This window comes from Streptomyces sp. NBC_00080, from assembly GCF_045041255.1.
GTDB lineage: Bacteria > Actinomycetota > Actinomycetes > Streptomycetales > Streptomycetaceae > Streptomyces > Streptomyces coriariae.
Window position 1 is genome coordinate 4,094,706 of the sequence record NZ_CP108235.1, and the last position, 25,734, is coordinate 4,120,439.

28 protein-coding genes are annotated in these 25,734 nt (G+C 71.4%); 9 read left to right on the top strand and 19 right to left on the bottom strand.

The window, feature by feature from the left end:
• From OHU34_RS18135 to hemL, 5 genes are all read right to left on the bottom strand, one after another.
• A complete protein-coding gene (locus OHU34_RS18135; RefSeq protein ID WP_020130083.1) occupies nt 1-771 on the bottom strand; it encodes a cytochrome c biogenesis CcdA family protein in 771 nt (256 codons plus the stop codon).
• A 1-nt stretch (nt 772) separates the two neighbouring features.
• The gene (locus OHU34_RS18140) at nt 773-1,405 is read right to left on the bottom strand and encodes a TlpA disulfide reductase family protein (protein WP_142265623.1); all 633 of its coding nucleotides are present in this window, start codon (nt 1,403-1,405) and stop codon (nt 773-775) included.
• Between the two features lie 66 nt (nt 1,406-1,471).
• Entirely contained in the window at nt 1,472-2,785 is a 1,314-nt protein-coding gene (locus tag OHU34_RS18145) for a hypothetical protein (protein ID WP_142267989.1), read from the bottom strand.
• 211 nt (nt 2,786-2,996) lie between these two features.
• Entirely contained in the window at nt 2,997-3,644 is a 648-nt protein-coding gene (locus OHU34_RS18150) for a histidine phosphatase family protein (protein ID WP_142267988.1), read from the bottom strand.
• 110 nt (nt 3,645-3,754) lie between these two features.
• Complete coding sequence (gene hemL, locus OHU34_RS18155) at nt 3,755-5,074, bottom strand: glutamate-1-semialdehyde 2,1-aminomutase (RefSeq protein WP_142265622.1); 1,320 nt, start codon at nt 5,072-5,074, stop codon at nt 3,755-3,757.
• Between the two features lie 580 nt (nt 5,075-5,654).
• On the opposite strand from hemL, the gene OHU34_RS18160 reads away from it, so the two are divergent.
• Both OHU34_RS18160 and OHU34_RS18165 read left to right on the top strand, forming a co-directional pair.
• A complete protein-coding gene (locus OHU34_RS18160) occupies nt 5,655-6,092 on the top strand; it encodes a hypothetical protein (RefSeq protein ID WP_020130078.1) in 438 nt (145 codons plus the stop codon).
• Between the two features lie 623 nt (nt 6,093-6,715).
• The gene (locus tag OHU34_RS18165) at nt 6,716-7,579 is read left to right on the top strand and encodes an SAM-dependent methyltransferase (RefSeq protein WP_405767226.1); all 864 of its coding nucleotides are present in this window, start codon (nt 6,716-6,718) and stop codon (nt 7,577-7,579) included.
• Nucleotides 7,580-7,616: 37 nt separating this feature from the next.
• Here the strand turns inward: OHU34_RS18165 and OHU34_RS18170 are convergent, their stop codons facing one another.
• The 5 genes from OHU34_RS18170 to OHU34_RS18190 all read right to left on the bottom strand — a co-directional run bounded on the left by OHU34_RS18170 (nt 7,617) and on the right by OHU34_RS18190 (nt 13,095).
• Complete coding sequence (locus OHU34_RS18170) at nt 7,617-8,462, bottom strand: PaaX family transcriptional regulator C-terminal domain-containing protein (RefSeq protein WP_405772291.1); 846 nt, start codon at nt 8,460-8,462, stop codon at nt 7,617-7,619.
• Between the two features lie 103 nt (nt 8,463-8,565).
• Nucleotides 8,566-9,981 carry a S9 family peptidase gene (locus OHU34_RS18175; protein WP_142265620.1) on the bottom strand — a complete coding sequence of 472 codons (1,416 nt, stop codon included), beginning with the start codon at nt 9,979-9,981 and terminating at the stop codon, nt 8,566-8,568.
• Nucleotides 9,978-11,363, bottom strand: a complete 1,386-nt coding sequence (locus OHU34_RS18180; RefSeq protein WP_142265619.1) for an MFS transporter — start codon at nt 11,361-11,363, stop codon at nt 9,978-9,980. Before OHU34_RS18180 ends, OHU34_RS18175 begins: the two co-directional genes overlap by 4 nt.
• A 204-nt stretch (nt 11,364-11,567) precedes the next feature.
• Nucleotides 11,568-12,263 carry a sigma-70 family RNA polymerase sigma factor gene (locus OHU34_RS18185; RefSeq protein ID WP_405767229.1) on the bottom strand — a complete coding sequence of 232 codons (696 nt, stop codon included), beginning with the start codon at nt 12,261-12,263 and terminating at the stop codon, nt 11,568-11,570.
• Between the two features lie 142 nt (nt 12,264-12,405).
• Nucleotides 12,406-13,095: a hypothetical protein gene (locus tag OHU34_RS18190; RefSeq protein ID WP_405767232.1), complete on the bottom strand. Its 690-nt coding sequence runs from the start codon at nt 13,093-13,095 to the stop codon at nt 12,406-12,408.
• Nucleotides 13,096-13,364: 269 nt separating this feature from the next.
• Here OHU34_RS18190 and OHU34_RS18195 point away from each other — a divergent pair, with 269 nt between their 5' ends.
• Together OHU34_RS18195 and OHU34_RS18200 are read left to right on the top strand one after the other, a co-directional pair.
• Complete coding sequence (locus tag OHU34_RS18195) at nt 13,365-13,955, top strand: response regulator transcription factor (protein ID WP_405767234.1); 591 nt, start codon at nt 13,365-13,367, stop codon at nt 13,953-13,955.
• A 125-nt stretch (nt 13,956-14,080) separates the two neighbouring features.
• Nucleotides 14,081-14,461, top strand: a complete 381-nt coding sequence (locus tag OHU34_RS18200) for a hypothetical protein (RefSeq protein ID WP_142265617.1) — start codon at nt 14,081-14,083, stop codon at nt 14,459-14,461.
• Nucleotides 14,462-14,524: 63 nt separating this feature from the next.
• Here OHU34_RS18200 and OHU34_RS18205 read toward each other — a convergent pair whose 3' ends face one another.
• The 4 genes from OHU34_RS18205 to OHU34_RS18220 form a co-directional block, all read right to left on the bottom strand.
• A complete protein-coding gene (locus tag OHU34_RS18205) occupies nt 14,525-15,940 on the bottom strand; it encodes a HAMP domain-containing sensor histidine kinase (RefSeq protein ID WP_142265616.1) in 1,416 nt (471 codons plus the stop codon).
• 49 nt (nt 15,941-15,989) lie between these two features.
• Nucleotides 15,990-16,715, bottom strand: a complete 726-nt coding sequence (locus OHU34_RS18210; RefSeq protein ID WP_200839763.1) for a response regulator transcription factor — start codon at nt 16,713-16,715, stop codon at nt 15,990-15,992.
• Nucleotides 16,716-17,009: 294 nt separating this feature from the next.
• Nucleotides 17,010-17,648, bottom strand: a complete 639-nt coding sequence (locus OHU34_RS18215) for an FMN reductase (protein WP_405767238.1) — start codon at nt 17,646-17,648, stop codon at nt 17,010-17,012.
• A complete protein-coding gene (locus OHU34_RS18220; protein ID WP_405767240.1) occupies nt 17,645-18,754 on the bottom strand; it encodes an LLM class flavin-dependent oxidoreductase in 1,110 nt (369 codons plus the stop codon). The genes OHU34_RS18215 and OHU34_RS18220 overlap by 4 nt, the downstream gene beginning before the upstream one ends.
• A 196-nt stretch (nt 18,755-18,950) precedes the next feature.
• Between OHU34_RS18220 and OHU34_RS18225 the strand changes: the two genes are divergently transcribed.
• Nucleotides 18,951-19,748, top strand: coding sequence for a DUF6597 domain-containing transcriptional factor (locus tag OHU34_RS18225; RefSeq protein ID WP_405767242.1), 798 nt, complete (start codon nt 18,951-18,953; stop codon nt 19,746-19,748).
• 136 nt (nt 19,749-19,884) lie between these two features.
• Here the strand turns inward: OHU34_RS18225 and OHU34_RS18230 are convergent, their stop codons facing one another.
• Nucleotides 19,885-20,766 carry a zinc-binding dehydrogenase gene (locus OHU34_RS18230; RefSeq protein WP_405767244.1) on the bottom strand — a complete coding sequence of 294 codons (882 nt, stop codon included), beginning with the start codon at nt 20,764-20,766 and terminating at the stop codon, nt 19,885-19,887.
• A 134-nt stretch (nt 20,767-20,900) separates the two neighbouring features.
• Here OHU34_RS18230 and OHU34_RS18235 point away from each other — a divergent pair, with 134 nt between their 5' ends.
• Entirely contained in the window at nt 20,901-21,308 is a 408-nt protein-coding gene (locus tag OHU34_RS18235) for a helix-turn-helix domain-containing protein (RefSeq protein ID WP_142265611.1), read from the top strand.
• 51 nt (nt 21,309-21,359) lie between these two features.
• Here the strand turns inward: OHU34_RS18235 and OHU34_RS18240 are convergent, their stop codons facing one another.
• The 4 genes from OHU34_RS18240 to OHU34_RS18255 all read right to left on the bottom strand — a co-directional run bounded on the left by OHU34_RS18240 (nt 21,360) and on the right by OHU34_RS18255 (nt 24,198).
• Nucleotides 21,360-22,136, bottom strand: a complete 777-nt coding sequence (locus OHU34_RS18240; protein WP_405767247.1) for a TIGR03943 family putative permease subunit — start codon at nt 22,134-22,136, stop codon at nt 21,360-21,362.
• On the bottom strand, nt 22,133-23,167 hold the full coding sequence (locus OHU34_RS18245) for a permease (RefSeq protein WP_142265609.1): 1,035 nt from the start codon (nt 23,165-23,167) through the stop codon (nt 22,133-22,135). The genes OHU34_RS18240 and OHU34_RS18245 overlap by 4 nt, the downstream gene beginning before the upstream one ends.
• Nucleotides 23,168-23,173: 6 nt before the next feature.
• Nucleotides 23,174-23,647 carry a MarR family winged helix-turn-helix transcriptional regulator gene (locus OHU34_RS18250; RefSeq protein WP_054238641.1) on the bottom strand — a complete coding sequence of 158 codons (474 nt, stop codon included), beginning with the start codon at nt 23,645-23,647 and terminating at the stop codon, nt 23,174-23,176.
• Between the two features lie 68 nt (nt 23,648-23,715).
• Nucleotides 23,716-24,198, bottom strand: coding sequence for a hypothetical protein (locus OHU34_RS18255; RefSeq protein ID WP_230196948.1), 483 nt, complete (start codon nt 24,196-24,198; stop codon nt 23,716-23,718).
• Between the two features lie 136 nt (nt 24,199-24,334).
• Here OHU34_RS18255 and OHU34_RS18260 point away from each other — a divergent pair, with 136 nt between their 5' ends.
• The 3 genes from OHU34_RS18260 to OHU34_RS18270 all read left to right on the top strand — a co-directional run bounded on the left by OHU34_RS18260 (nt 24,335) and on the right by OHU34_RS18270 (nt 25,725).
• Nucleotides 24,335-24,673, top strand: coding sequence for a YnfA family protein (locus OHU34_RS18260; RefSeq protein ID WP_020130058.1), 339 nt, complete (start codon nt 24,335-24,337; stop codon nt 24,671-24,673).
• A gap of 63 nt (nt 24,674-24,736) precedes the next feature.
• Nucleotides 24,737-25,513, top strand: coding sequence for an SDR family NAD(P)-dependent oxidoreductase (locus OHU34_RS18265; RefSeq protein ID WP_142265607.1), 777 nt, complete (start codon nt 24,737-24,739; stop codon nt 25,511-25,513).
• The gene (locus OHU34_RS18270; RefSeq protein ID WP_230196949.1) at nt 25,510-25,725 is read left to right on the top strand and encodes a hypothetical protein; all 216 of its coding nucleotides are present in this window, start codon (nt 25,510-25,512) and stop codon (nt 25,723-25,725) included. Before OHU34_RS18265 ends, OHU34_RS18270 begins: the two co-directional genes overlap by 4 nt.
• The last annotated feature ends 9 nt before the right edge of the window (nt 25,726-25,734 follow it).

Sequence of the window (25,734 nt, forward strand, 5' to 3'; positions counted from 1 at the left end):
TCAGATCCCTACGGTGAAGCCGACGGACCAGGACTGGATGTCCTGCACAAGGCGGTCCCAGGCACCGGTCAGCAGCAGCAGACCGGTCACGATCATCATCGTGCCGCCGATCCGCATCACCCAGGCGTAGTGACGCTTGACCCAGCCGAAGGCACCGAGCGCCTTGCGGAAGGCGACCGCGGCGAGCACGAAGGGCACACCGAGGCCGAGGCAGTAGGCGACGGTCAGTATGGCACCGCGGCCCGCGCTTCCCTGCTGGGAGGAGAGGGCGATCACGGAGGCGAGGGTCGGGCCGATGCACGGGGTCCAGCCGATGCCGAACAGCGCGCCGAGCAGCGGGGCGCCGGCCAGCCCGGCGACGGGCCGCTTGTGGAAGCGGAACTCCCGCTGGGTCATCCAGGGCATCAGCCCCATGAAGAAGACGCCCATGAGGATCATGAGCACCCCCAGCACCTTGGACAGGACATCCTGGTTGGCCTGGAGGTTCTCGCCGAAGTAGCCGAACAGGGCCCCGCTGGAGACGAACACGGCGGTGAAGCCGAGGACGAAGAGCGAGGCACCGGCGACCATCCGCCCGCGGCGGGCCTCGGCCAGGTCGGTGCCGGCGACGCCGGTGACGTACGACAGATAGCCGGGGACGAGCGGCAGGACGCACGGCGAGAAGAAGGAGACGAGCCCGCCGAGCAGCGCGATCGGCAGCGCGACCAGCAACGCGCCGTTGAGCACGGTGTCGTTGTAACCCGTCGCGGCGAGCGTGGTGACCGCGCTCACGTCACTTCTCCGCGAGGACGGGCGCGATCATCTTGCGCAGCCTGTCCTCGCTGAGCGCGGCCAGCGACCGGGCCGCGATCTTGCCCTCCCGGTCGATGACCAGCGTGGAGGGGATGGCCTGGAGGCTGAGCGTGCCCTTCTTGAAGCGCAGCAGCAGCTTGCCCTTCGGGTCGGACAGGCTGGGGTAGGTGATGCCCTGCCGCTTCTCGAAGGCGAGGGCGTTGTCGTTGCTGGTGTCGAGGGTGTTGATGCCGACGAACTGCACACCCTGGCCCTTGAGGTCCGTGTAGACCTTCTGGAAGCCCGGCGCCTCGGCACGGCACGGAGCGCACCAGGAGCCCCACACGTTGAGGACGACGACCTTGCCCTTGTAGGCGGCGATGTCGAGCTGTCCTCCGGCGACGCTCTTGCCGGACAGGTCGGGGGCCGCGGCGCGGGTCCCCTTCTTCGCGGTGGAGATGCCGTCCTTGCCCATCACGAAGTTGGTGTCACCGCCTCCTCCGGCGGTTCCTCCGGAGGTGCAGGCGGACAGCAGCAGTGCGGCGACGGCTCCGCCGGCGGCCGCGGTCAGGGCGGCACGGCGCGAACGGTTCCGGCTGGTCGAGCACAGGGGGGTGCGGCTGGCGGCACTCATGTGAAAAGTTTCGCATGCCCGTTCCGGGGATCTTGCCCACCCCCCTTGCGGGGAGAAAACCCCATTTCAGGCAGCGTTGGCGGCGGTACCCGCCGAGGTCGAGGCGGAGGTGGACGCGGAGGGCGCGCTCGCGCCCAGGAACGTCTTCCAGCCCCCGGCGGGCTGCTGCCCGACGTCGAGGGTGCGCAGCTTCTCGAGGACCTCCGGCTTCTGGACGTCGATCCAGTCCACGAACTGCCGGAAGGAGACCAGCCGTACGTCGGCGCCCTTCTCCTTCTCGCGCGCGATGTGCTTGAAGGCCTCCTCGACGGCGTCCATGTAGATGCCGCCGTTCCACTGCTCGAAGTGGTTGCCGACGAAGAAGGGTGCGCGGTTCGTCTCGAATGCCCGCTTGAATCCCTGTATGTACGCCTGCGAGGACTGCTGCCGCCAGCCCGGATAGTTGTGGCTGGGCGCCTTGGTCGAGTTGATCGACTGGTTGGCGAGCATGTTGTAGTCCATCGAGAGGACCTCGAAACCGCGGCCGGGGAAAGGTATCTGCTGCAACGGCAGATCCCAGAGCCCGTCCTTCTTCTGCGGCCACACCTGACGCCCGCCCGGCGAGGAGGCGTCGTAACGCCAGCCGAGGGCGCGGGCGGTGGGCAGCAGATTGTCCTGGCCGAGTAGACAGGGCGTCCGGCCGCCGACGAGTTCCTTGTCGTAGTCGAAGGGCAGCGCGGGCAGGTCGCTCCAGCCGGTGTTGGTCCGCCACTCCTTCACGAACGACTTCGCCTGGTCTATCTCGCTGCGCCACTGCTTGGACGTCCAGTTGCCGACGGTCCCGTTCCCGGAGCAGAAGTGCCCGTTGAAGTGGGTGCCTATCTCGTGCCCCTCGAGCCAGGCGCGGCGGACGCCGTCGAGCGTCATCCTGACGTGCTCGTCGGTGAGGTAGCCGATGTCGGAGGCGCCGCGCGGGTTGTTCGGCGGGTCGTAGAGCCGCTTCTTCGACTCGGGCAGCAGATAGAGCCCGGAGAGGAAGAAGGTCATGCTCGCGCCGTGTTCCTTGGCGAGGTCGAGGAAGCGCGTGAAGAGTCCGTTGCCGACCTCGCCGGCCCCGTCCCAGGAGAAGACGACGAACTGCGGCGGTTCCTCGCCGGGCTGGAGCGGCACGGGCTTGGCCGGCTGGTGGAGCTGCTTGCCGGTGAAGGAGGTGGAGCCGTCGCCGATGGGGCGGGCGGTGACCTTCGGGCTGGGGCTGCCGGAGGGCTTGCCGGAGCCACTGGAACCGCCGGGGGTGCTCGGCCCGTCCGAGTTCGTGAGGCTGCCGCAGCCCACGAGTCCGGCAGCGGCGGCGGCCCCGGCGCCGAGTCCGAGTGCTCCCCTTCGGGTGATGGCGCGCATGGCAACCCCGTTCGTCACATTTTCCGATGGTCACCCATTCAGAGGACGTGACGAACGAGGAGGTTCCGCCGATAGTTCCGGATTCCGTAACAGAAGGGCTTGTTTCAGCCACAGCACCCGGCCACGTGTTCCGGGGTCGGAGCCGGTGGCCGGACATGGAGGGCAAACCGGAGGGCCGGACCCGGAGGGCGGATCCGGCCGGGCGGTGGGCCTACGCCCCGAAGGCCTTGCTCTTCCCCTGCACCGGCTTGGCGCCGGCCCGGAGATGGGCGGGCACCAGGTCGATGGCGGGCTCGCTGTAGCCGACGGACACGATCCTGTCGCCCTGGTACGTGAAGGTCGTCAGCGAGGCGAGCGTGCACTGCCGCTTGCGCGGGTCGTGCCACAGCCGCCGCCGCTCGACGTAGGACCGCACGATCCAGATCGGCAGCTGGTGGCTGACGAGCACCGCCTCCCGCCCGCGGGCCGCGTCCTTCGCCGCGTCCAGCGCACCCATCATCCGGACGACCTGGTCGACGTACGGCTCGCCCCAGGACGGCTTGAAAGGGTTGACGAGGTGCTTCCAGTTCTCGGGCCGGCGCAGCGCCCCGTCCCCGACACCGAAGGTCTTGCCCTGGAAGACGTTCTCCGCCTCCAGGAGTCGCCCGTCGGTGGCCAGGTCGAGCCCGTGCGCCTTGGCGATCGGCGTCGCCGTCTCCTGCGCCCGCTCCAGCGGGGAGGCCACGACATGGGTGACATCGCGGGAGGCGAGGTGCTCGGCGACCCGGTCGGCCATCTGCCGGCCCAGCTCGGAGAGGTGGTAGCCGTCGAGACGGCCGTAGAGCACCCCGTCGGGGTTGTGGACCTCACCGTGCCGCATGAGGTGGACGACGGTGAGGTCCTTGTTGCCCGAGGTGTTCGCGAGGGCGTCTTCGAGGTCGTCCTCGAAGGCCTTGTCGGGCGCGTTCTCGGGGGCGTTTTCCGGGGTGGTCATGCCGCTGTGGCCTCCGCAGCCGCTCGGGCCGCCGCCGGGAGGGCGTCGGCGATTCTCTGGACGGCCCGGTCGTCGTGGGCCGTGGACACGAACCAGGACTCGAAGGACGACGGCGGCAGATACACGCCGTTCGCCAGCAGCGAGTGGAAGAAGGCGGTGTAGCGGAAGGACTCCTGCGCCTTGGCGTCCTCGTAGTCACGGACCGGCCGGTCCGTGAAGAAGACGGAGAACATGTTGGAGGCGCTCTGGAGCGTGTGCGCGACCCCCTCCTTGGCCAGCGCCTCCGACACCAGCGTCTGGATCCGGGTGGAGACGTCGTCGATCCTGGCGTAGGCGGCGTCGTCGAGGAGCCGCAGCTGGGCGAGCCCGGCGGCCGTCGCCACGGGGTTCCCGGAGAGGGTGCCGGCCTGGTAGACGGGCCCGGCGGGGGCGAGGTGCGCCATGATGTCCGCCCGCCCGCCGAAGGCCGCGGCGGGGAAGCCGCCGCCCATGACCTTCCCGAAGGTCATGAGGTCGGGCCGCACACCGTCGATCCCGTACCAGCCGGCCCGGCTGGTACGGAACCCGGTCATGACCTCGTCGGAGATGAAGAGCGCGCCGTTGTTCTGGCAGGCGTCCTTGAGCCCCTGGTTGAAGCCGGGAAGGGGCGGCACGACTCCCATGTTGCCCGGCGAGGCCTCGGTGATCACACAGGCGATCTCGCCGGGGTGCCGGTGGAAGGCCTCCTGCACGGCCTCGATGTCGTTGTACGGCAGGACGATGGTGTCGCCGGCCTGGGCGCCGGTGACGCCGGGGGTGTCGGGAAGCGCGAAGGTCGCGACCCCGGAGCCGGCCGCCGCGAGGAGCGAGTCGACGTGCCCGTGGTAGCAGCCGGCGAACTTGATCACCTTGGTGCGCCGGGTGAAGCCGCGGGCCAGCCGGATCGCCGACATGGTGGCCTCGGTGCCGCTGGAGACGAGCCGCACCGCCTCCAGGGGCTCGATGCGGGCGACCATCTCCTCGGCGAGCGCGACCTCGCCCTCACCGGGCGTACCGAAGGAGGTACCGCGCGAGACGGCCTCCTGAACGGCGGCGATCACCTCGGGGTGCGCGTGCCCGAGGATCATGGGCCCCCAGGAACAGACCAGGTCGACGTACTCCCGGCCGTCGGCGTCCGTCAGGTACGGGCCGGTGCCGGACACCATGAACCGGGGCGTGCCGCCCACGGCACGGAACGCGCGCACCGGCGAGTTCACACCCCCCGGCGTGACGGCGGACGCACGGTCGAACAGCGCCTGCGATACAGGCGCATCGTATGAATAGGGCAGTTCGCTCATGACCTGCGACTTCTCCGACCTTCTCCGACTTGCTGGACTCCGGTTGTCAGTGACCTCCCAGGGTAGGCCAGCGGCGGTCGGGGCCGGCGGGGCCGTCATCCGCTTCACCATCTGCGAAACTGAGTCGGAACGGGCCTGATAGACGTAGCTCACACCGACCGTGTGTCCAGTGGCTGCGAAGATCCTGCGGACAGGTGTTTCAACGCACGTTTCGGCGGGCGGCCGTGGGGGAGGTCACTGACACGATGATCGGGTTGCGCGGCGGGGGCCACGCGTCCTAGAAAAGCAGTCGGGTGGAGATATGCATCGCGGTGGTGGACTGGGCGAGGGGACTGACGACCTGGGTCCTCGACGTGCCCGGCGGGGAAGGCACCGGCGCGACGCTGAGGAAGCCAACGAAGCACGTCAGACGCAGGCACAAGGTGTACCGAGTGAGCCCGAGCGGATCGACCGGATCGATCAGATCGACCGAATCGACCAGATCGAGCGATTGGACCAGGTCGAACGGTTCGAGCAGGTCGAGCGGCGAGTCGACCAGCGGATCGATCCCCTCCGGGCGGGGAGCAGGAATGGTGGTCGGGTGGGGGTGACGTACAAGTACTTCGGCGCGCCCGACGGCGCGACCGCGGCCCGCGTCCCGATCTCGATGCGCCCCGAGGAGCTCGGCGGCGACGAGCTCGGCATGAACGGCATGTTCACCAAGATCAAGCCGGAGACGATGGCCGCGATGGTGCTGACCGGCATCGAAGGCGTCCCCCTCAGCAAGGTGCCCCCGCTGGAACTGGTCGTCCTCCATCCCGACTACGCCGTGGTGAAGCTCCCCATGACGGTCGTGGATCCGCTGCGGGACATAGGCGAGGAAGCGGTGGGCGCGGCGGCCTTCATCTGGTCGACGGTCCCGGACCGAGGCGGCCCCCGGGACGCGTTCAACGTCTACCAGCTGCTGCACGAGTGGCAGGACTTCAGCCACCGTCTGCACGAGGCGGGGCATCAGCCGTACTGCTTGGTGTGGCCGTGAGCCGAGGTCTCCACGGTGGCGGGCGAGGTCTTCGGACCTCGCCCTTTTCGGTGGGTGCGGCGCGCGCTCGATGCCGTCGGGCGTCGAGGCCGACATGGCCGAGGCGGCTGACCATGGCCGGATCCCGGTGATCGAAGAACAGGGACTCCCCCGTGCCCAGGGCGGCGACGGCGGCCATCTGGTTCGTCGGTGAGCCGGAAGTCGAAGACGTCGATGTTCTCCGCCGTGCGCTCGGCGCGGACCGACTTCGGGATCACGACGACCTCGCGCTGGAAGCCGTCGTGACCGTGGCCGCATACAGCCGTACCCGTCGGACGGCGGCGCCTCACGGTCGGTGCTCCACGCGGGCACGCCTTTCTGGCGCGACGGTGTCAGCGCCTCCGCCGGGCCTCACCAGCGTCGAGCCGCGGCCGTCCGGGCGGCAGCGGCGACCGTCGTCGGCGGCTCGCCCTCGTGACGGGAACTCCCGCTGTGGGTCCGGTCGTTCGGGTTCACGGAAGGCGTCGACCGCCACGGGGACGGGCTGGTCTTCGAGCGACCCCGCATGGTGAATGATGATCCGACAGTCACTCACGGCGGTTCATCCGGTGGTGGGACGCGAGTCCAGGACGGAGCCAGGCAGCATGACCTCTCCCCTCAGCGGCAGCAGCGACGCCGGTAGCGGCGGCACCGGCAGCCCCTTCTTGAAGATAGACACGAGCAAGCCCCACCCCGCCCGGATGTACGACTACTTCCTCGGCGGGAAGGACAACTACGAGGTCGACCGGGATGCCGCCGAGCAGTTCATCAAGGTGGCACCCGAGGTGCGGGACGGGGTCCGCGCCAACCGGTACTTCATGCACCGCGCCGTCCGGCACGTCGTCGCGGAGGGCGGTGTCCGGCAGATCCTCGACATCGGTACGGGCCTGCCCACCGAGCCCAACGTGCACCAGGTCGCGCACTCCATAGCCCCCGGCACCCGGGTCGCGTACGTCGACAACGATCCGATCGTCAGCACCCACTCGATGGCCCTCATGGCCGACGCCGACACCGATTCCGGCACCAACGCCCACACCTCGGTCGTCCTGGCCGACCTGCGGGATCCGCGCGCCGTCCTCGACCATCCCGACGTCCGCAAGATCATCGACTTCGACGAGCCCGTGGCACTGCTGCTGGTGGCGGTCGTGCACTTCCTCGCCGACGCGGACGACCCGGACGCCGTCGTCGCGACGCTCCGTGACGCGCTGCCCACCGGTTCCTACCTCGTCCTGTCGCACGCCACGGGCGACGTCCACGAGGACCGGCGCGAGAACGCTGCCTCCGTCTACAACAAGGCCAGCGCCTCCCTGAACCTGCGCCCCCACGCCCGCGTCCTGGACCTCTTCGGCGACTTCACGCTCCTCGACCCGGGCCTGGTCCCGGTCCCCGACTGGCGCCCCGAAGAGCCCCCGAAGCACAACGCCCCACCGATCGGCATCTACGGCGGAGTGGCCCGCAAGGACACCTGACCGGCGGGCGGGGGCGATGGACCGGCGGAACGGCCGGTCAGCGTAGAGCTGTTGTCTGGAGGAGGTGGCGGGCCTCGTGGTGGGCCGGGGTCTCGGTTTGTCGGGCCACTTGGCGGAAGCTGTCCTGGGCGGGGCGGGCCGGCCAGTCCGGGGGGAGATGCCGGGACGGGAGCCGGGGGTCCGCGCGGATCGTCCAGAGCCACTCGCTGACCAGGCGCAGGCGGGTGCCGATCGGATCCTCGCCCGGTCCCGCGTTCAGGTGGGCCGTCCAGCGCTTGTCGAAGGAGACATAGCGGGCGGCGACGCTCTCCAGGTCCCAGGTGTCGCGGATCATGAGGCCGATGTCGGTGGCCTCGTCGGCGGAGGCGTGGAAGATCTTGACGTGGGCGGTGAGGCCGAGTTCGGCCACGACGGGGGCGACGTCGACCTTCCCCGGCGCGATCCACAGCCCGCTGTACAGCGCGCCGAACCCGGACCAGGCGAGCCGTGAGCGCAGGTCGTGGCGCTCGCGCTGGCGGGACTCGGGGAGCGAGAAGCCGAGCAGCGTCCAGTCGCCGTCCCAGTCGTCGTTGACCGCGCCCTCGCGCCAGATGCGGGTACGGCCGTCCCGCAGTACGCGGGTCGCCTGCTCGGTGAGGCCGAAGTACATCTTGCGGCCCTCCCGCTGCCGTCGCAGCAGGCCCCGGCTGACCATGCGGGTCAGCGTGGACCGTACGGCCTGTTCACCGACGCCGACCCGGCCGAGCACGTCGATGATGCTGCCCGAGTAGACGCACAGGTCGCCTTCTTCCAGGACGTGGTTGCCGAAGAAGGCGAGCATGAGCGACTGCGGGCGCAGCTGCGGAGCACCGCCGTCCGAGGTGTCCGGCACCTCGCTTGGCATGTCGTGTGGCATGTCGTGCCGCATGGTGTCCGGGATGTCGTCGTCCTCCACGGGGGAAAGGGTACGACCGCCCGCCGGAGGGTGCGGCGGACGGTCGTCGGGGCTATCGGCGGTCGGCAGGGTGGGCGAGGTCGTACGGGCGCAGGTAGGGCGTGGGGCGATAGGCGACGTAGCGGGTGGGGGTCGTCGGATCGGCCGCCGTGGCACGGGAGTTGAGGGCTGCCGGGTCGGTGCCCCGCCAGTGCCCGGTGGAGAGGCGGTCCTCCAGGGCGTGCAGGGCGGCGAGCTGCTCGGCGGGGCTGAAGGTGCAGTGGCCCGCGTTGTCGACGTACGCCTGCCGCAACAGGGCCGAGGACCCGGCGGCGGTCACGGCCCGGCGCAGGGCGCTCTCGGTCTGGACCGGGACGAGGGCGTCACCGGTGGTGTGGACGGAGAGCTGCGGCTTGGTGAGCTTCCCGGTGAAGGAGCTGGTGCCGCTCATCCATGCCGCCGCGGCCGGGTCGGCGGCGATGCGCGGGGCCCGGTTCAGGGCGGTCAGGTCGGCCGTCAGGGACAGTCCGGCCTTCCTGTACAGCTCGGTGACCTCCTTGCGGACGGAGGACCGGCCGAGCAGCTTCGCGTAGTCGACGCCGGTGTTCCAGGACATGTTGCCGCCGGCCCGGACCTCGGCCTCCTGCCGCCGGTTGAAGGCGGCGATCTTCAGCAGCCCCTTGACGGCGTCGTACTGGTTGGCCTGCTGCGCGTCCCAGTCGGTCGCGGCGGGCCGGGGCTGCGTCGGCTGGTTCCAGACCGGGATGTTGTGCAGGGCGGCGGCGAGGGCGATCCGGGCCCGGCCGGCGGCCGTCGTCTGCGCCGAGTCGACCGCGGCCGTCAGGGCGTTCGCCGCCTCGGTGGCGGCCGTCTGGTCCGCGAGGTCCACCAGCGGGACGTCGGAGCCGGGCGCGAGGAGGGTCTTGACGGCGAAGGCCGGGTCGAGGGTGTTGTTCCAGTTGGCGACACCGCCCTGGACCAGGCCGCACAGCGCGACGGAGCCGTCGATGCGGTCCGGGTGGCGTTCGGCGATGGCCGTGGTGACGAGCCCGCCGTACGACCGTCCCCAGGCGATCGTCCGGCCGGCCGCGCCGAAGCGGTCGGTGAAGGCGGCGAGCGCGGCGAGCTGGTCGGGCACCGCGTCCGTCACCGCCCAGCCCGTCGTGGCGTACGAGGAGCCGACGAGCGCGTAACCCCTCTCCAGGAGGAGGGTCTTCGTGGCGTCGTCCGGGGCGTCCTGCGCGGGGTTGGCGGGACCGGACGTGTAACCGTGGCTGAAGAGCAGCACGGTGCCGTTCCAGGCGGCGGGCACGTCCATCATGTACGCGGCGCCGGAGGGGAGTCGGCCCTCGACATGGCTCGTGTCCGGCGCGGCCACCGCCGTCGAGGCCGGAAGGGCGGCGACGGCGAGCAGGACGGCAGCCGCCCAGGCGGTGCGCGTACGGCCCCGGGTGGGGACGGGGGTACGGGTGTGGTCGGGGGGCGTCATGCGGAGATCTCCTGCGTGTGGGGGGCGTCGGAGCCTTCGGCGGGGTCCGCGGTGTCGGAGAGGGACGTCCGACTGGTCTCGCGCACGAAGAGGACGGTCACGGCGGTGACCGCGGCGCCGCCGCAGAGCAGCAGGGAGACGGGGGTGCTGTTGCCGCTTCCCGCCACCAGACTGCCGGCGATCATCGGGGAGAAGCCGGCGCCGATGAGGGTGGCGCCCTGGTAGCCGAGGGAGGCGCCGGTATAGCGGACCCGGGTGCCGAACATCTCGGTGAGCAGGGCGCCCAGCGGGCCGTACATCGTGGACTGGGCGATGCCGTGGCCGAGGACGACGGCGAGGATCAGCAGTCCGGGCGACCCGGAGTCGACCAGCGCGAGGACGGGGAAGGCCAGCGCCGCCGAGGCGAGCGCTCCGGCGAGGACGACCGGACGGCGGCCGACCCGGTCGGAGAGCGCGGAAGCACAGGGCAGCACGACGAGGGCGACGGCGGCGGACACCGTGAGCGCGGTGAGCACCTGCGGACGGGCGTAGCCGATGCCGGTGGCGTACGCGATCAGATAGCTGGTGAGCAGCGACTGGGCGGTGAAGGCGCCGATGCCGACGCAGCAGGCCAGCAGGACCGGGCGCGGTCGCCGCAGCACGTCGAGGATGGGCAGCCGTGACTCGGCGCGGTCCTTCTTCACCTCGGCGAACAGCGGGCTCTCGACGACCTTGAGACGGACGAAGAGCCCGACGCCGAGCAGCACCACGCTCAGCAGGAACGGCACCCGCCAGCCCCAGGCCGCGAACTCGTCCTTGGGGAGGGTGACGACGAGTGCGACGACGGCGGTGGAGAGCAGGGAGCCGAGCGGGGCCCCCATCTGCGTGAAGCTGGACCACAGTCCGCGCCGCCGCTCGCCCGCGTGCTCGACGACCATGAGCGTGGCGCCGCCCCACTCACCGCCGATGGCGAGGCCCTGCACGACCCGCAGGGTGATCAGCAGCACCGGCGCCCACACGCCGATCGTGTCGTACGTGGGCAGCAGTCCGACGAGGAAACTCGCGCCGCCCATCAGGCCCATCGTGAGCAGCAGCATCGACTTGCGGCCGAGCCGGTCGCCGAAGTGCCCGAAGAGGATGCCGCCGAGCGGGCGGGCGACATAGCCGGCGGCGAAGGTGCCGAACGCGGCGATGGTGCCGACGGCGGGGTCGGCTCCGGGGAAGAACAGCTCGCCGAAGACGAGGGCGGCGACGGTTCCGTAGACGAGGAAGTCGTAGAACTCCACGGCGGTGCCGAGCAGTCCGGAGGCGGCGACCACGCGCAGCTGCCGGGTTCGTTCGGCGGTCGTGGACTTGGACGGGGACGGGGACGGTGACGGTGATGCGACGGGGGACGGGGGCATCGCGGTCTCCCTAGACCGGGGGAAGGACACCGTGAAGTTAGGCCTTGAAGTAACCGCCGTCAATAAAGTGCACAACATTGACCCATGGTGCGGGCCACCGCCTCCAGCAGAGCCGGTGACCCGCCCGGGTCATGTCGGAGCTTGTACGGGTCCTACGGGCCGCACGAGTCGCACAGACCGCACGAGTCGCACAGACCGTGCGGGTCAGGCCGCGAGGGTGGCGGGTTCGTCCGCCGGCTCCTCCTCCAGCAGGTCCGCCAGGGTCGCCCGGGCCCGCGCCACGCGCGACCGCACGGTGCCCACCGGACAGCCGCTCGCCTCCGCCGCCTCCGCGTAGGGCAGTCCGGCCAGTTGCGTGAGCACGAACGCCTCCCGCCGCTCCGCCGGGAGCGCGGCCAGCAGGTCCAGCAGGACGACGCCGTCGTCGAAGCCCGGCAGGTCGCGCGGCTGGGCGCGCTCGGCGGCCAGTTGCCAGTCCGGTACGTCGGACAGCCGGGGCCGGGTGGCGGCGTACCGATAGCTGTCGATCACCGCCCGGCGGGCGATGGACAGCAGCCAGGAACGGGCCGAGGAGCGACCCTCGAAACGGTGCAGGCTGCCGAGGGCGCGCAGGAAGGTGTCCTGGGCGAGGTCGTCGACCGCCTGGGGATCGGCGCACAGATGCGAGACGTAACGCAGGACGTCGCGGTGCAGAGCGCGTACGAAGCGCTCGACCGCGTCCGCGTCACCGGCCCGGGCGGCGAGCGCCCATGCGGTGATCGACTCGTCGAGCGCGGCCTGTGACGCAGGGGAGGCATGGGGTGTCTGAGGTACCTGGGTTGCCTGAGGTACCTGGGTTGCCTGAGGTGCCTGAGGTGCCTTCACGGCAGACGTGATCACCTGGTGTCCTTCTCGGATCATCCACGAGGGCATGAGGGTGTTATGGCCCCACACCCGTCTGCACGGGCGTACGGCCGTGGCCCGGGGCGCACAGGGGCAGCCCCGGGTCGCCTGCTGCCGGTCTGTCGTCGGACGTCGAAAGTCGGATGTCGGACGTCGGATGTCAGACGGCGGCAGCGGCCCCCAGGGGCGGACCCCGAGTGGCGATCGCGTGGGTGAGAAGGAGCAGCCGGGGCGCTCGTGCCGAGCGGCGGCGGCGGAAGCGGACCCGTGGCCGGTCCGGGGTGACGGGCACGGCGAGCAGCAGCCGCAGCGGCGCGGCCAGCCGTCCGGCCACCGCCCGCAGAATCCGGAACGCGGCCTTCTCGCCGTGCGCCAGCCACAGCCCGCACAGCAGCGCGGCGAGCAGGTGGGCGGCGAGCATGCCGAACGAGGAGGAACCGACCCCTCCGGCACCCTCCCCCATGTGACTCATGTGGCCCACGTGGCTCATGTGGCCGACATGACTCACGTGATCCATGTGGCCCATGTCCATGGAGTCCATGTGCGTCGAGCCCATGTCCATGGCGCCCATGCCCGCGGACGCCGCGGCACCGGACTCCGGCGCGGCCAGCGAGAACGCCGAGTGCAGGGCCGTCTGGGCGGCGACCACGACCGTCACGATCAGCGGCAGCCCGCGCTCCCGGCCCGCAAGGCACCAGCCCGCGATCCCGGTGACGGCCACGGCCGCGGCCAGCGCCCACGCGGGCACCTCGGCCCCGGACATCATCACGTGACCCAGGGCGGCGAGCAGCACGCAGACCGCCGCGAACAGCGCGGCCCGTAGCGTGCGAGTACACCACCCAGCAGTCATGGCGCCTCATCCTCGCACTCGGACACCGCCGTCGTACGGGGGTACGGAATTCACCCCCGTACGGAACTCAATCCGCCGCATATGACCTGCCTCACCTCACCTCCCGTCACTCCCGTCACCTCGCCCTGTCGGCCACGGCGCATGGTTCCCCCGAAGGGTCTAGTCCACCGCGCAGGAGGCGCCCGCCCCGCCGACTCTGGGACGGGGCGTGCCGGTCGTGCCCTGTCCATCGAGCAGCGGAGGTGCCGGTGAGCGGTTGCGCCGAACGCGTGCGGATCGCGGTCATCGGGGACTGCCCCGTCTTCCGGCACGGCATCTCGAACCTGATCAGCGCCGCTCCCGACCTCCACCTGGTCGCGGCCGCGCCGTCGATCGAGAGCGCGGACGGCAGCCTGCGAGGCGCGCACGTCGTCCTGATGGACCTCCAGCAGCCCGCCCCGAGACTCGCCGCGACCGTGACGAAGCTGCGGAGGAGGGGGCACGCCGTCCTCGTGCTGTCGTCCTCACCGCAGCTGGACGCGGTCCAGGCGCTCCGGGCGGGCGCGAGCGGTTATCTGAGCCGGCAGGCGGAGGCACACGAAATGCTGACGGCGATCCGGACCGTGGGCTCGGGCAACAGCTATGTCTCCGCACCCGCCAGCCATCTGATGGGGAACTCTCCCCATTTCACGGACCGGGAGCAGGACATCCTGCGGCTCCTCGCCAATGGTTCAACGGACCACGAAATCGCCGCCGCATTGGGCATCAGTAAACACACGGTCCATTCGCACCTCGACCGAATCGGCGAGAAAACAGGTTCGCGACGCCGCCCCGATCTGACCCGGATCGCTCTGGAAAACGGCCTCACCGACCCGGAATGAGCCCCCCGTGTGGGTAGTTCTACCCCGCTGACCATGGGTAATGATCACCCTTGACCCGCACACGGCAAAAGCGAGACCTTGGCAGAGGACCACTCACCCACGCCGTAATCAGCTGGGAGAAGCTCATGCGCAATCGTCTCGCAATTCTCACTGTCGCAGCGCTGCTGCCCCTGTCAGGGGTGGCGGCGTCGGTCGCCGTCGCAGGTCAGGCGCAAGCCGTCACCATCGGGCCTGTCACGGTCAGCGGAACTGTCGAAGACTGCAACGACGGATCTTCCCCCGACTCTGTGACGATCAAGGCGGGCGCCGAATCGAAGACGGATAATTCACTCGCCGGCAACAGCAATTCGTATTCCGTCACGTTCAAGAAGATTGCCAAGAATGCCACGGTGACAGCGAAGGCGACCGTGAGCTGCGAGAGCGAGGAAACGTACAAGCAGAACTTCCCCCTCAAGGGCTCACCCTCCACGGACCCGGTGAAGCGCAAGCAGAATCTCGAGCCGTAACCGCCTCCGATCGGGCCGGGTCTCGCCACGGCGACGCCCGGCCCGTCGGCATGCTCCGCCCCGTCACACCCCGCCGCCCACCGTGAACCCGATCACCGATCCGCCCCCCGCCCGCCGGTGCGCGAACGGCGCGCCCCCGTGTGTCAGGGCCACCTCGCGCACGATCGACAGGCCGAGACCCGAGCCCGGCAGTGAGCGGGCGTCGGCGGCGCGGTAGAAGCGGTCGAAGACGCGGGTCAGGTCGGCCTCGGCGATACCGGGGCCGCGGTCGAGGACCTCGACGCGGACGACTCCCGGCCGGGACGGCCCGGTGACGGCGATCTCGACGGGCGTCCCGCCCTCGCGGTCGAACTTGGTCGCGTTCTCCACCAGGTTGGACACCGCCCGCTGGAGCATGCCCGGCCGCCCGTAGAGGGTCGTGTCCCCGCTCGTCCGGACCAGGACCGGCCGCCCGGTGCGGCGCCGGACGAGGCCCGCGACCTCCTCCGCGATGTCGGCGAGGTCCAGCCGCCGCGGCGGCTCGGTGTCGGACTGGCCGGCCGCGAGGTCGACCAGCTCGTTGACCAGGTCGGTCAGTTCCCGGGCCTCCTGGGTCAGATCCGCCACCAGTTCGTCACGGGTGTCCGGCGGCAGCTCGTCGATGCGGCGCAGCAGCGAGATGTTCGTACGCAGTGACGTCAGCGGCGTGCGCAGTTCGTGGCCCGCGTCCTGGACCAGCCGCCGCTGGTCCTCCTCCGACTGGGCGAGCCGGCCGAGCATGCGGTCGAAGGCGCGGCCCAGCCGGCCCACCTCGTCGTGGCCGGTGACCGGCACCTGCACGCCGAGCCGGCGGGTGCGGGCGACGTCCTCGGCGGCGGTGGTGAGGATCACCAGTCGGTGGGTGATGCGCCGGGCCAGCCACCAGCCGAACAGCCCCGCGGCCGTGACCACCGCGATCATCAGGATCAGGGTGCGCTGCTGGAGGGCGCGCAGCAGGTCCTCGGTGTCGCTGAACTCCTGCGCCACCTGCACCGCGCCCCGGCTGCCGCCCAGGGAGACGGTCGCGATGCGGTAGACGTCACTGCCGACGTCGACGTCCTTGTGCTCGGTGATCCGCCCGGCCGCCGCGGCCGCCGCGATCGCGCGATCGGCGGTCCGGACGGGCAGTCCGGGGCTGCCGCTGTCCACGACCGAGCCGTCCGCGCCCAGCACCTGTACGTCCGTACGGGCCGGTCGGACGATGTCGTGTCCCGGCGCGGACGAGGAGAAGTCCTCCGGCGCCATCCGGTGGTCGCGCACCTCGTCGCGCAGGTCCTGCACGACCTCGTCGAACACCGACTCCTGGTCCACCCGGACCAGCCGGGCGGCCGCCGAGTACGACAGGACGCCGACGAGCACGGTGACCGCGGCCGTCACGGCCGCGAAGGACACCGCGAAAGTGGTCCGCAACGACACCAGCTTCGGCCGCGGCCGGGACAGCAACCGACGCAGACGACTCACTCGCGTCCTCGTCTCACCGTCGACCTCGTCTCACGCTCGACCGCTTCACTCAGTCTTCCCGCAGCACGTAACCCACCCCGCGCACGGTGTGGATCAGCTGCGGGGCGCCGGGCTGGTCGAGCTTGCGGCGCAGATAGCCGACGTAGACGGCCAGGTTCTTGGAGCCGGGACCGAAGTCGTAGCCCCAGATACGGTCGTAGATCGTGGAGTGGTCCAGGACGATCCCGGCGTTGCGCGCCAGCAGTTCCAGCAGCTCGAACTCGGTCCGGGTCAGCTCCAGCTCGCGCCCGCCCCGCCACGCACGCCGCGCCTGCGGGTCCATCCGCAGCCCGGCCGCCTCCACGTGCCGCTCCGTGCCCCGCTTCGGTGCTTCGGGTACCGGCGCGGCGGCCTCGGGGGCGGCGTCGGGGTTGGTGCGGCGCAGCAGCGCCCGCAGCCGGGCGAAGACCTCCTCCACGTCGAACGGCTTCACGACGTAGTCGTCGGCACCCGCGTCCAGGCCGGCGATCCGGTCGGCGGTCTCCACCAGCGCGGTCAGCATCAGGATGGGCGTGCGGTCGCCCTCGGCGCGCAGCACCCGGCAGACCTGGAGGCCGTCGATGCCGGGCATCATGACGTCGAGGACGAGCACGTCCGGCGGGTTCTTGTGGGCGTGCGCCAGCGCTTCGACCCCGTCGGCGACCGCGGTCACCCGGTAGCCCTCCAGGGCCAGGGCGCGTTCCAGGGCGTTGCGGATGGCACGGTCGTCTTCGGCGAGCAGCACGGTGGGAGGCACCAGGCCAGTCTGCCAAGGCCTCCGGCGGTTGGGCGGTGGGGACGGTCCTACGATCACCCTTCTTACTGGGCTCTCACCGTCCGACCGGGTGGGCGTGCCCGGGGGCTGCCGCCCCCGGACCCCCGCATCGGCCTGAACGGCCTCGTCCTCGATCGCCGGACCGGCCGGCTTGTCCCGCCCGGCACTCAGGAGGGCAGCGCCGGACAGGAGGATTTCCCTTCCCGGCGCCCACGAAGGCAGCGCCGGACAGGGCGGATCGGCCCGTCCGGCGCTCAGGAGGGCACCGGTCAGTGGTTACCGGGCGGCCAGGGCTGCCAGCTGGTCGGCGAAGGGGACCACCGTGAGCTCGCTCTTCCCGGTCTTCTCGTCCCTGTCGTCCTTCGCCGGTGCGGACGGCGTCGACGGTGTGGACAGGCCCTTCATCAGCGTCGCCAGCTCGGCCGCCGCTCGCTCGATCCGCTCGGGCAGGCCCTCCGCGCCCCAGTCCTCCGAGGCGGCGTAGACGGCGGTCGGGACGACCACGGCGCGCAGGTACGAGAACAGCGGCCGCAGGGCGTGTTCGAGTACCAGCGAGTGCCGCGCGGAGCCGCCCGTGGCGGCGATCAGCACCGGCTTGCCCGCCAGCGCGTCCGGGTCGATCACGTCGAAGAACGACTTGAACAGGCCGCTGTAGGACGCGGAGAACACCGGCGTGACGACGATCAGCCCGTCCGCCGCCGTCACCGCCGCCAGCGCGGCCGCCAGTTTCCGTCCGGGGAAGCCGTTGGTGAAGTTGTGGGCGATCTCGACGGCGAGGTCGCGCAGCTCCACGACCTCCACGTCGACGTCCGCTCCCGCCGTGGTCCGCCCGACGGTCGCGGCCGACAGCCGGTCCGCCAGCAGCCGGGTCGACGACGGGACGCTCAGCCCCGCCGAGACGACGACGAGCCTCATGCGACGTTCACCCCTTCCTGGGTGGCCTGGGTGGCCTGGGTGGCCTTGAGCAGCGACTCGTGGGTCGGCGCGTCCGGCACCTCGGCCGGCCGTCCGACGGCGAACTCCTTGCGCAGCACCGGCACGACCTCCTCGCCGAGCAGGTCGAGCTGCTCGAGCACGGTCTTCAGCGGCAGCCCCGCGTGGTCCAGCAGGAACAGCTGGCGCTGGTAGTCGCCGGCGTACTCGCGGAACTTGAGCGTCTTCTCGATGACCTGCTCCGGCGTGCCGACGGTCAGCGGGGTCTGGTCGGTGAAGTCCTCCAGGGACGGTCCGTGACCGTAGACCGGCGCGTTGTCGAAGTACGGCCGGAACTCGCGCACCGCGTCCTGCGAGTTCTTCCGCATGAAGACCTGCCCGCCGAGCCCCACGATGGCCTGCTCGGGCGTGCCGTGTCCGTAGTGCGCGTACCGGGCGCGGTACAGCTCGACCATCTGCTTGGTGTGGTCGGCCGGCCAGAAGATGTTGTTGTGGAAGAAGCCGTCGCCGTAGAACGCGGCCTGCTCGGCGATCTCGGGCGAGCGGATGGAGCCGTGCCAGACGAACGGCGGCACGTCGTCCAGCGGACGGGGCGTCGAGGTGAAGCCCTGGAGGGCGGTGCGGAACTTGCCCTCCCAGTCGACGACGTCCTCGCGCCACAGCCGGCGCAGCAGGGCGTAGTTCTCGATGGCGAGGTTGATGCCCTGCCGGATGTCCTGGCCGAACCAGGGGTAGACCGGGCCGGTGTTGCCGCGCCCCATCATGAGGTCGACGCGCCCGTCGGCCAGATGCTGGAGCATCGCGAAGTCCTCGGCGATCTTCACCGGGTCGTTGGTGGTGATGAGGGTGGTGGAGGTGGAGAGGACCAGCTTCTCCGTCCGCGCGGCTATGTAGCCGAGCATCGTCGTCGGCGACGAGGGCACGAACGGCGGGTTGTGGTGCTCACCGGTGGCGAAGACGTCGAGGCCGACCTCCTCGGCCTTCTGCGCGATGGCGACCATGGCCTTGATCCGCTCGCGCTCGGTCGGCGTACGGCCCGTGGTGGGGTCCGGCGTGACATCGCCGACGCTGAAGATCCCGAACTGCATGGTCGCTCAACCTCCAAAGTTGTTGACCGTTAAACTATACCGGCCAAACACCTCCCTCGTCCCCACTATTCCGCCACCGGCACGAGTGGCCGTCGCGCTGTCCGTACCGCTGCCGTGGCGTTGTCGGCGGCGCCGCCGATCGCGCTGTCGGCGGCACTGCCGTGGCGCTGTCAGTGGGCCGTCCTACGATCCGGAGATGGCCACCCCACGCCGTGACACCCGAGGCATCGTCGACGCGGCGGACTTCCTCGCACGCGTGCGCTTCCGCCGCCCCGAGCCGGCCCCGCCCCTGCGGCCCTACGTCGAGCACTACTGGCTGATCGACTGGGACCTGACCGAGCCGTACGTCTCCCATGTGGTCCCGCACCCCGCGGTCCACCTCGTCTTCCAGCGGTTCGAGGGGCAGGAGCCCTTCGTCGAGATCGCCGGCGTCCAGCAGGGCCTCTTCAGCCAGAAACTGGAGGGCCGGGGGCGGGTGTGCGGCGTCAAGTTCCGCCCGGGCGGCTTCCGCCCGTTCGCCCCCGAGCACCCGGTCTCCCACTGGACGGGCCGCCGGGTCCACCTCACCGGCATCGACCCGGCCCCGGTCCTGGACCCGACCGACGAGGAGGCCCGGGTGGCCGCCCTCGACGCACACCTCCTGGCGGCCCGTGTCCCCCGCCCGGACCCCCAGGCCGACCTCGCGATGACCCTCGTCGACCGCATCCGCACCGACCGCGCGGTCCGCCGGGTCGCGGACCTCGCGAGCGACGAGGGACTGTCGGTACGCCTGCTCCAGCGCCTGTTCGCCGCGTACGTCGGCGTGGGCCCCAAATGGGTGATCCTGCGCTACCGCATCCACGAGGCCCTGGAACGGGCGGAGGCCGAGAGGACGGTGGACTGGGCGGCCCTGGCCGCGGACCTGGGCTACGCGGACCAGGCCCACCTGGTCCGCGACTTCACCACGACGGTCGGGGTCCCCCCTGCCACCTACGCGAGGCATCGCGGCCCATGACCGGCCCGAACCGAGCCACCCGCGGCTTCGTGGACGACCCGGACGCGCCAGGTCCCGCGGCCCCTCGGGCCCGCGGCGGTCCTGCTCCTCCCCTCTGCCCCCCTGCCCTCCACCACCCCCGGCCTCGGGCCCCCGCCTAAGGAACCAGCACCAGTCGTCCCCGGACCCCGCCCTCCGCGAGTCGTGCGTGTGCCTTCGCGGCGTCCTCCAGTGCGAAGGTGTCGGCCACCCGGAGGGTCAGCTCGCCCGCGTCCACCGCCCGCACCAGCTCCGCCAGCCGGGCCCCGTCCGCGCTCACCTCGACGGCCTCGGTCCGCACCCCCCGCTCCGACGCGGGCTGGGCCTGCGGAATCACCCCCACGTACGCGCCCCCGTCCCGCACCAGGGCCAGCACCTCGGCGCCGAGCACCGCCGCGTCCAGCACCGCGTCGAAACTCCCCTCGCCGCCCGGGAAGCGCGTGGCCCCCAGCGACCGGACGAACTCCTCGTCCTGCGCCCGCGCCAGCACGGCGACTGTCACGCCGCGCCGCGCGGCCAGCTGGACGGCATAGCCGCCGACCGCTCCCGCACCGCCCGTGACCAGCAACGAATCCCCCGGCGACAGGGCCAGCAGATCCAGCGCCTGCGCAGCGGTCAGCGCGTTCAGCGGCAGCGTCGCCGCGTGCGCCGCGTCCACGGAAGCCGGCGCGACCGCCACCGCGTCCGCGTCGACGACGACGTACTCCGCGTGGGTACCGAGCGGCTTGACCATCCCGTAGTCGAGCGCCACAACCTCCTCCCCCACGTTCCACGCGGCGGCAACCCCCACCGCGTCCACGGTCCCGGCGACGTCCCAGCCGAGTCCGATCTGCTTGCCCGCGCCACCGAAGACCCCGGAGCGCACCCCGGCGTCCACCGGGTTCAGCGCGGCCGCCGCCACCTTGATCCGCACCTGCCGGGCGGTCGGCTCCGGCAGCTCCGCGTCCACGAGCTCGACGGCCTCGGGCCCGCCGAACGTCCGCACCACTGCTGCACGCATGACAACTCCCCTGGACAGGCGGGCACTTGCGGGCATCTCCCGCTTCCCTCCTGCTGTCACAACCCTAGGAAGAGTTACTATCCAGGGGGAAGTAGTTACCTGAAGGTGCCTACGTCACCAGGAGGAGAGTCACCATGGCCACCACGACCGCCGCCCAGCGGCGCGAACAGGCACGCGGCGAGTACGACGCCTTCCTCCGCAGCTGCCCGACCAACCAGCTCCTGGACCGCCTCAGCGACAAGTGGGTCAGCCTGGTCGTCTCGGCCCTCGCCCCCGGCCCCCAGCGCTACAGCGACCTGGCCCGCAGGATCGCCGGCGTGAGCCCCAAGATGCTCACCCAGACCCTGCGCACCCTGGAACGCGACGGCATCCTGACCCGCACGGTCACCCCGTCCGTCCCCGTCCGCGTCGACTACGAGCTGACCCCGCTCGGCAGCAACCTCGCGCTGCTGCTCACGGCCGTGAAGGACTGGGCGGAGATCCACTTCGACGAGGTCCAGGCGGCCCGCCGACGCTACGACGCGGACGGCACCGACGTCTGAGCGGCGCCGCTCGGTGCCGCTCGTGCCGCTCCGTGCCCAGGTCCGTGCCGTTCAGGAGGTGAGCGGCAGCGCGTCCATGTACGCGTTCGACGGCTTGCGCACCTTCTGCACGCCCCGGGCGTCCAACACGACCGCAGCCGACGAGGTGCCCAGCGTGCCGCTCCCCCGCCAGTTCCCGGTGACGTTCACCCAGGTGTCGGCCTTCGGCGCCGCGATCCCCCGGACCAGCACCTTCACGGACGACGCGTCCGCCGCACAGCAGTTGACGATGATCCGGGTCAGATACCAGCCGTCCTGCTTCCCCGGGGCCGGGGTGACGAACCCGGTCATCACGACCGCGCGGCCCCGGATGGCCCGCGACCGGTCCTGCTGCACCCGCTGGGTGAAGTCGGTGAGCGTGATCGGCAGCGGGGAGGTCGCGGGCAGCGGATCGAAGGCGTCGTCCTGCACGGCGACGGCCTTCGCCGGCTCCCGCGATGCCGTGTAGGAGCCGAGCGCGGGAGGCGCGTAGAAGAGCAGGCTCAGAACGGGCAGGAACAGCAGCCAGGCGACCCGCGGAACACGGGAGTGATCGTGCCCGTGCCCCTCGTGCCCGTGCCCCTCGCGGGCGGGGCTCACGTGCCCGTGCCCCGACTCGCCGTCCTCCTCCGTCGGCGGGGTGGCCCATGCCTCCGCCACTCCCAGTACCAGCAGCAGCACCCCGGAGGCGACCAGCAGCGGCCGCATCCCCTCCTTGACGTACCGCAGGTACTCGTCCGTGAACAGCGAGGTGTGCAACAACCCCAGCCCACCCAGTACCAGCAGCCCCACCTGCACGAACCGCCTCACAGCAGCACCCCTCCGATCACCGCGCTGCACACCACGGCCACCACCGCCGTGGCCGCCGAGAACCGCACCGCGAAGGCCCGCCCGAACGTGCCCGCCTGCAGCGCGATCAGCTTCAGGTCGACCATCGGCCCCACCACCATGAACGCCAGCCGCGCGACCGGCGAGAACCCGCTCAGCGAGGCCGCCACGAACGCGTCCGCCTCGCTGCACACCGCCAGCACGATCGCCAGCGCCGCCAGGAACAGCACCGACAGCCACGGTGAACCCGCGAAGGTGTCGAGCAGCGTGCGCGGCACCGCCACGTTGAAGGTCGCCGCCGCCATCGCCCCCACCACCAGGAAACCCCCCGCGTGCAGGAAGTCGTGCTGGAAACCACGCCGGAACTCCGTGAACCGGCTGCGCCCCGGAACATGCCCGGTGTGCCGGACGACGGTGGGCTTCAACCACTCCTCGCGCCCCAGCCAGAGCCACAGCCAGCCCATCGCGGCGGCGGTGAGCAGCGAGGCGAGCAGCCGGGCCAGCACCATCTCCGGGCTGCCCGGGAAGGCGACGGCCGTGGCGGTCAGCACCACCGGGTTCACGGCGGGCGCCGACAGCAGGAACGCGAACGCGGCGGCCGGGGTGACCCCCCGCCCGATCAGACTGTTCGCCACCGGCACCGAAGCGCACTCGCACCCCGGCAGCACCACACCCGCCATCCCCGCGACCGGCACCGCCAGCGCGGCCCGCTTCGGCAGCAGCCGGCTGAAGAACCGGGCCGGCACGAACGCGTTGATCGCCCCCGACAGAGCCGTGCCCAGCAGCAGGAACGGCAGCGCCTGCACGGTCACGGCCAGACACACCGTCCGCCACGCCTGCGTTGCCGGCTCGTCCAGCGACCGCCCGACGAGCACCAGCAGCACACCCGGCACCACCGCCGCGCCCAGCAGCAACAGCGGCCAGTGCCGCGGCAGCGCACCCGTCGGGCGGGCGTCCGCCGCCCGCACTCCCTCGGCCGCCGCCGCGGACGGCCGTATGTCCGTCTCCTGCATCCCGCCCTAGACCCGACCTTCCCGCAACCGTGCGACCTGGACCGCGCCGAACTCCACCGTGCGCCTCATGTGCCGCACGATCACCGCGAGTTCGCCGTCCTCCAGGTCCTCGAAGAGCGGCATCCAGTCGCCGCCCAGCCGCTCCCACATCCGGGTGAACTCCGCGATCCGCTCCGGCACCGTCACCACGAGGACCCGCCGCCGGTCGGCCGCGTCCCGCTCCCGGACGACGTAACCCGTCTTCTCCAAGCGGTCCACCAGCCGCGTCGCCGACCCGGTGGTCAGCCCCGTCAGCTCGGCGACCCGGCCCGTCGTGACCGGCTCCCGCTCCAGCATCAGCAGGTTCAGACACTGAAGATCCGTGGGATGCAGCCCGAGACGGTCGGCGAGAGCCTGGTTGAACAGCGCGTACGCGGCCACGTACCGACGCGACACCACGGACAGCTCGTCCAGCAGCCGCGAGCGCACGTTCCCGGACATCGCACCCCTTCGTCGGCACCGCCGTCGGCGCCGTCCGCAGATCGTACGACGCTCCGCAACCTCGACCGTCAGAAGAAGTAGGCGTCCCCGGTGTCCAGGACCAGCACCTGCTGCCGGTCGTTGGAGCGGTTGCGGTCCACCGCCCCGCCGCCCCACAGGGTGTCGACGGCCATCGTCACCTCCGTCGGCCGCCCCCGCAGCCACACCCGCAACGCGATCCGCTCCCCCAGTCCGTCCGCGGCCAGCGCCCCCGTCCGGCACACCACCTCCTGGCGGCCCGTCCGCGCGCAACCGGTCGGCAGCCGCTGCGCCCCGGCCGCCAACGGCACCGACCAGCGCAGCCGCACGGTCGAGTCGGAGACGTCCGCCGGACCGTGGTTGCGCGGGGTCAGCCGGACGTCGACCCGGCCGCCGTGCATGACGGCGGAGCCGTGGTACGACAGGTCCGCCTCGGTCGCCTCCCCCGCCGTCCCGGCCGCCCGCGCGGGCGCGACCCCCACCCCCACCGCCAGCACCGCAGCCCACACCGCGAGACCTCGCATCCAGCGCATGCCACCACTCCTCGATTCCTCGATCGGAAACCGCCCGGGTACGAAGGGCCGGGTACGAAGGGGATGTATCCCACGCCCGGCGCCCGGCAGGCGCCCTCCAACAGGTGACAGCACCCGGCCGTGTCAAGCTGCCGGCATGTTCGTCCTCCGGTCCGCCGCCCTGTTCGTCGTCGCCGCGCTCTTCGAGATCGGCGGCGCCTGGCTGGTCTGGCAGGGCGTACGCGAGCACCGGGGCTGGCTGTGGGCGGCCGGCGGTGTCCTCGCCCTCGGCGCGTACGGCTTCGTCGCCACCTTCCAGCCCGACGCCCACTTCGGCCGCATCCTCGCCGCGTACGGCGGCATCTTCGTGGCCGGCTCCCTGCTCTGGGGCGCGGTCGCCGACGGCTACCGCCCCGACCGCTGGGACGTGACCGGTGCCCTGGTCTGCCTCGCCGGGATGGCCGTGATCATGTGGGCCCCGAGGAACGGCGGCTGACCCCGATACCCTGGGCGGCAGCCGGTCGTATGAACGAACACCCCCGTGTACGAGGAGCAGCCCATGGCCACCGCCGCACCGTCCGCCGCCTCCCGCATCGCCGTCGTCACCGGTGCGAGCAGCGGAATCGGCGCCGCCACCGCCCGGCAGCTCGCCGCGGCCGGTTACCGGGTCGTCCTGACCGCCCGCCGCAAGGACCGCATCGAGGCGCTGGCCGAGGAGATCACGGGGACGGGCGGCTCCGCGACGGCCTACCCGCTGGACGTCACGGACCGCGCGGCGGTCGACGAGTTCGCCGGCGCGTTCAAGACGATCGGCGTCCTCGTCAACAACGCGGGCGGCGCGCTCGGCGCCGACCCCGTCGCCACCGGCGACCCGGCCGACTGGCGCACGATGTACGAGACGAACGTCCTCGGCACCCTCAACGTCACCCAGGCCCTGCTCCCCAAGCTGGTGGCGAGCGGCGACGGAACGGTCGTGGTGGTGTCCTCGACCGCCGGCCACGGGACGTACGAGGGCGGCGGCGGCTATGTCGCCGCCAAGCACGGCGCCCACGTCCTCGCCGAGACCCTCCGCCTGGAGATCGTCGGCCTGCCGGTCCGCGTCATCGAGATCGCCCCCGGCATGGTGAGGACCGACGAGTTCGCCCTCACCCGCTTCGGCGGCGACGCGGACCGGGCCGCCAAGGTCTACGAGGGCGTCGCCGAACCCCTCACCGCCTCCGACGTGGCCGAGACGATCACCTGGGCGGTCACCCGCCCCGGTCACGTCAACGTCGACCTCCTCGTCCTGCGCCCCCGCGCCCAGGCCTCCAACACGAAGGTCCACCGGGAGCTGTGACGGCCGAGGAGGGGACCGCGGGCCAGGATCCGGACGCCCGGGAACAGCTCTCCCCGGAACAGCTATCCCCGGAGCAGCGCTCACTGGAGCAGCGACGCCTCGCCCAGGAGACGAAGGACGAGCGCCACATGTGGGTCTTCCTGGCCTACTTCCTCTTCGGCATCCACATCGTGGCGTTCGTGATGATCTACGCGGTGCGCCACGCGAAGTGACGGCCGCCG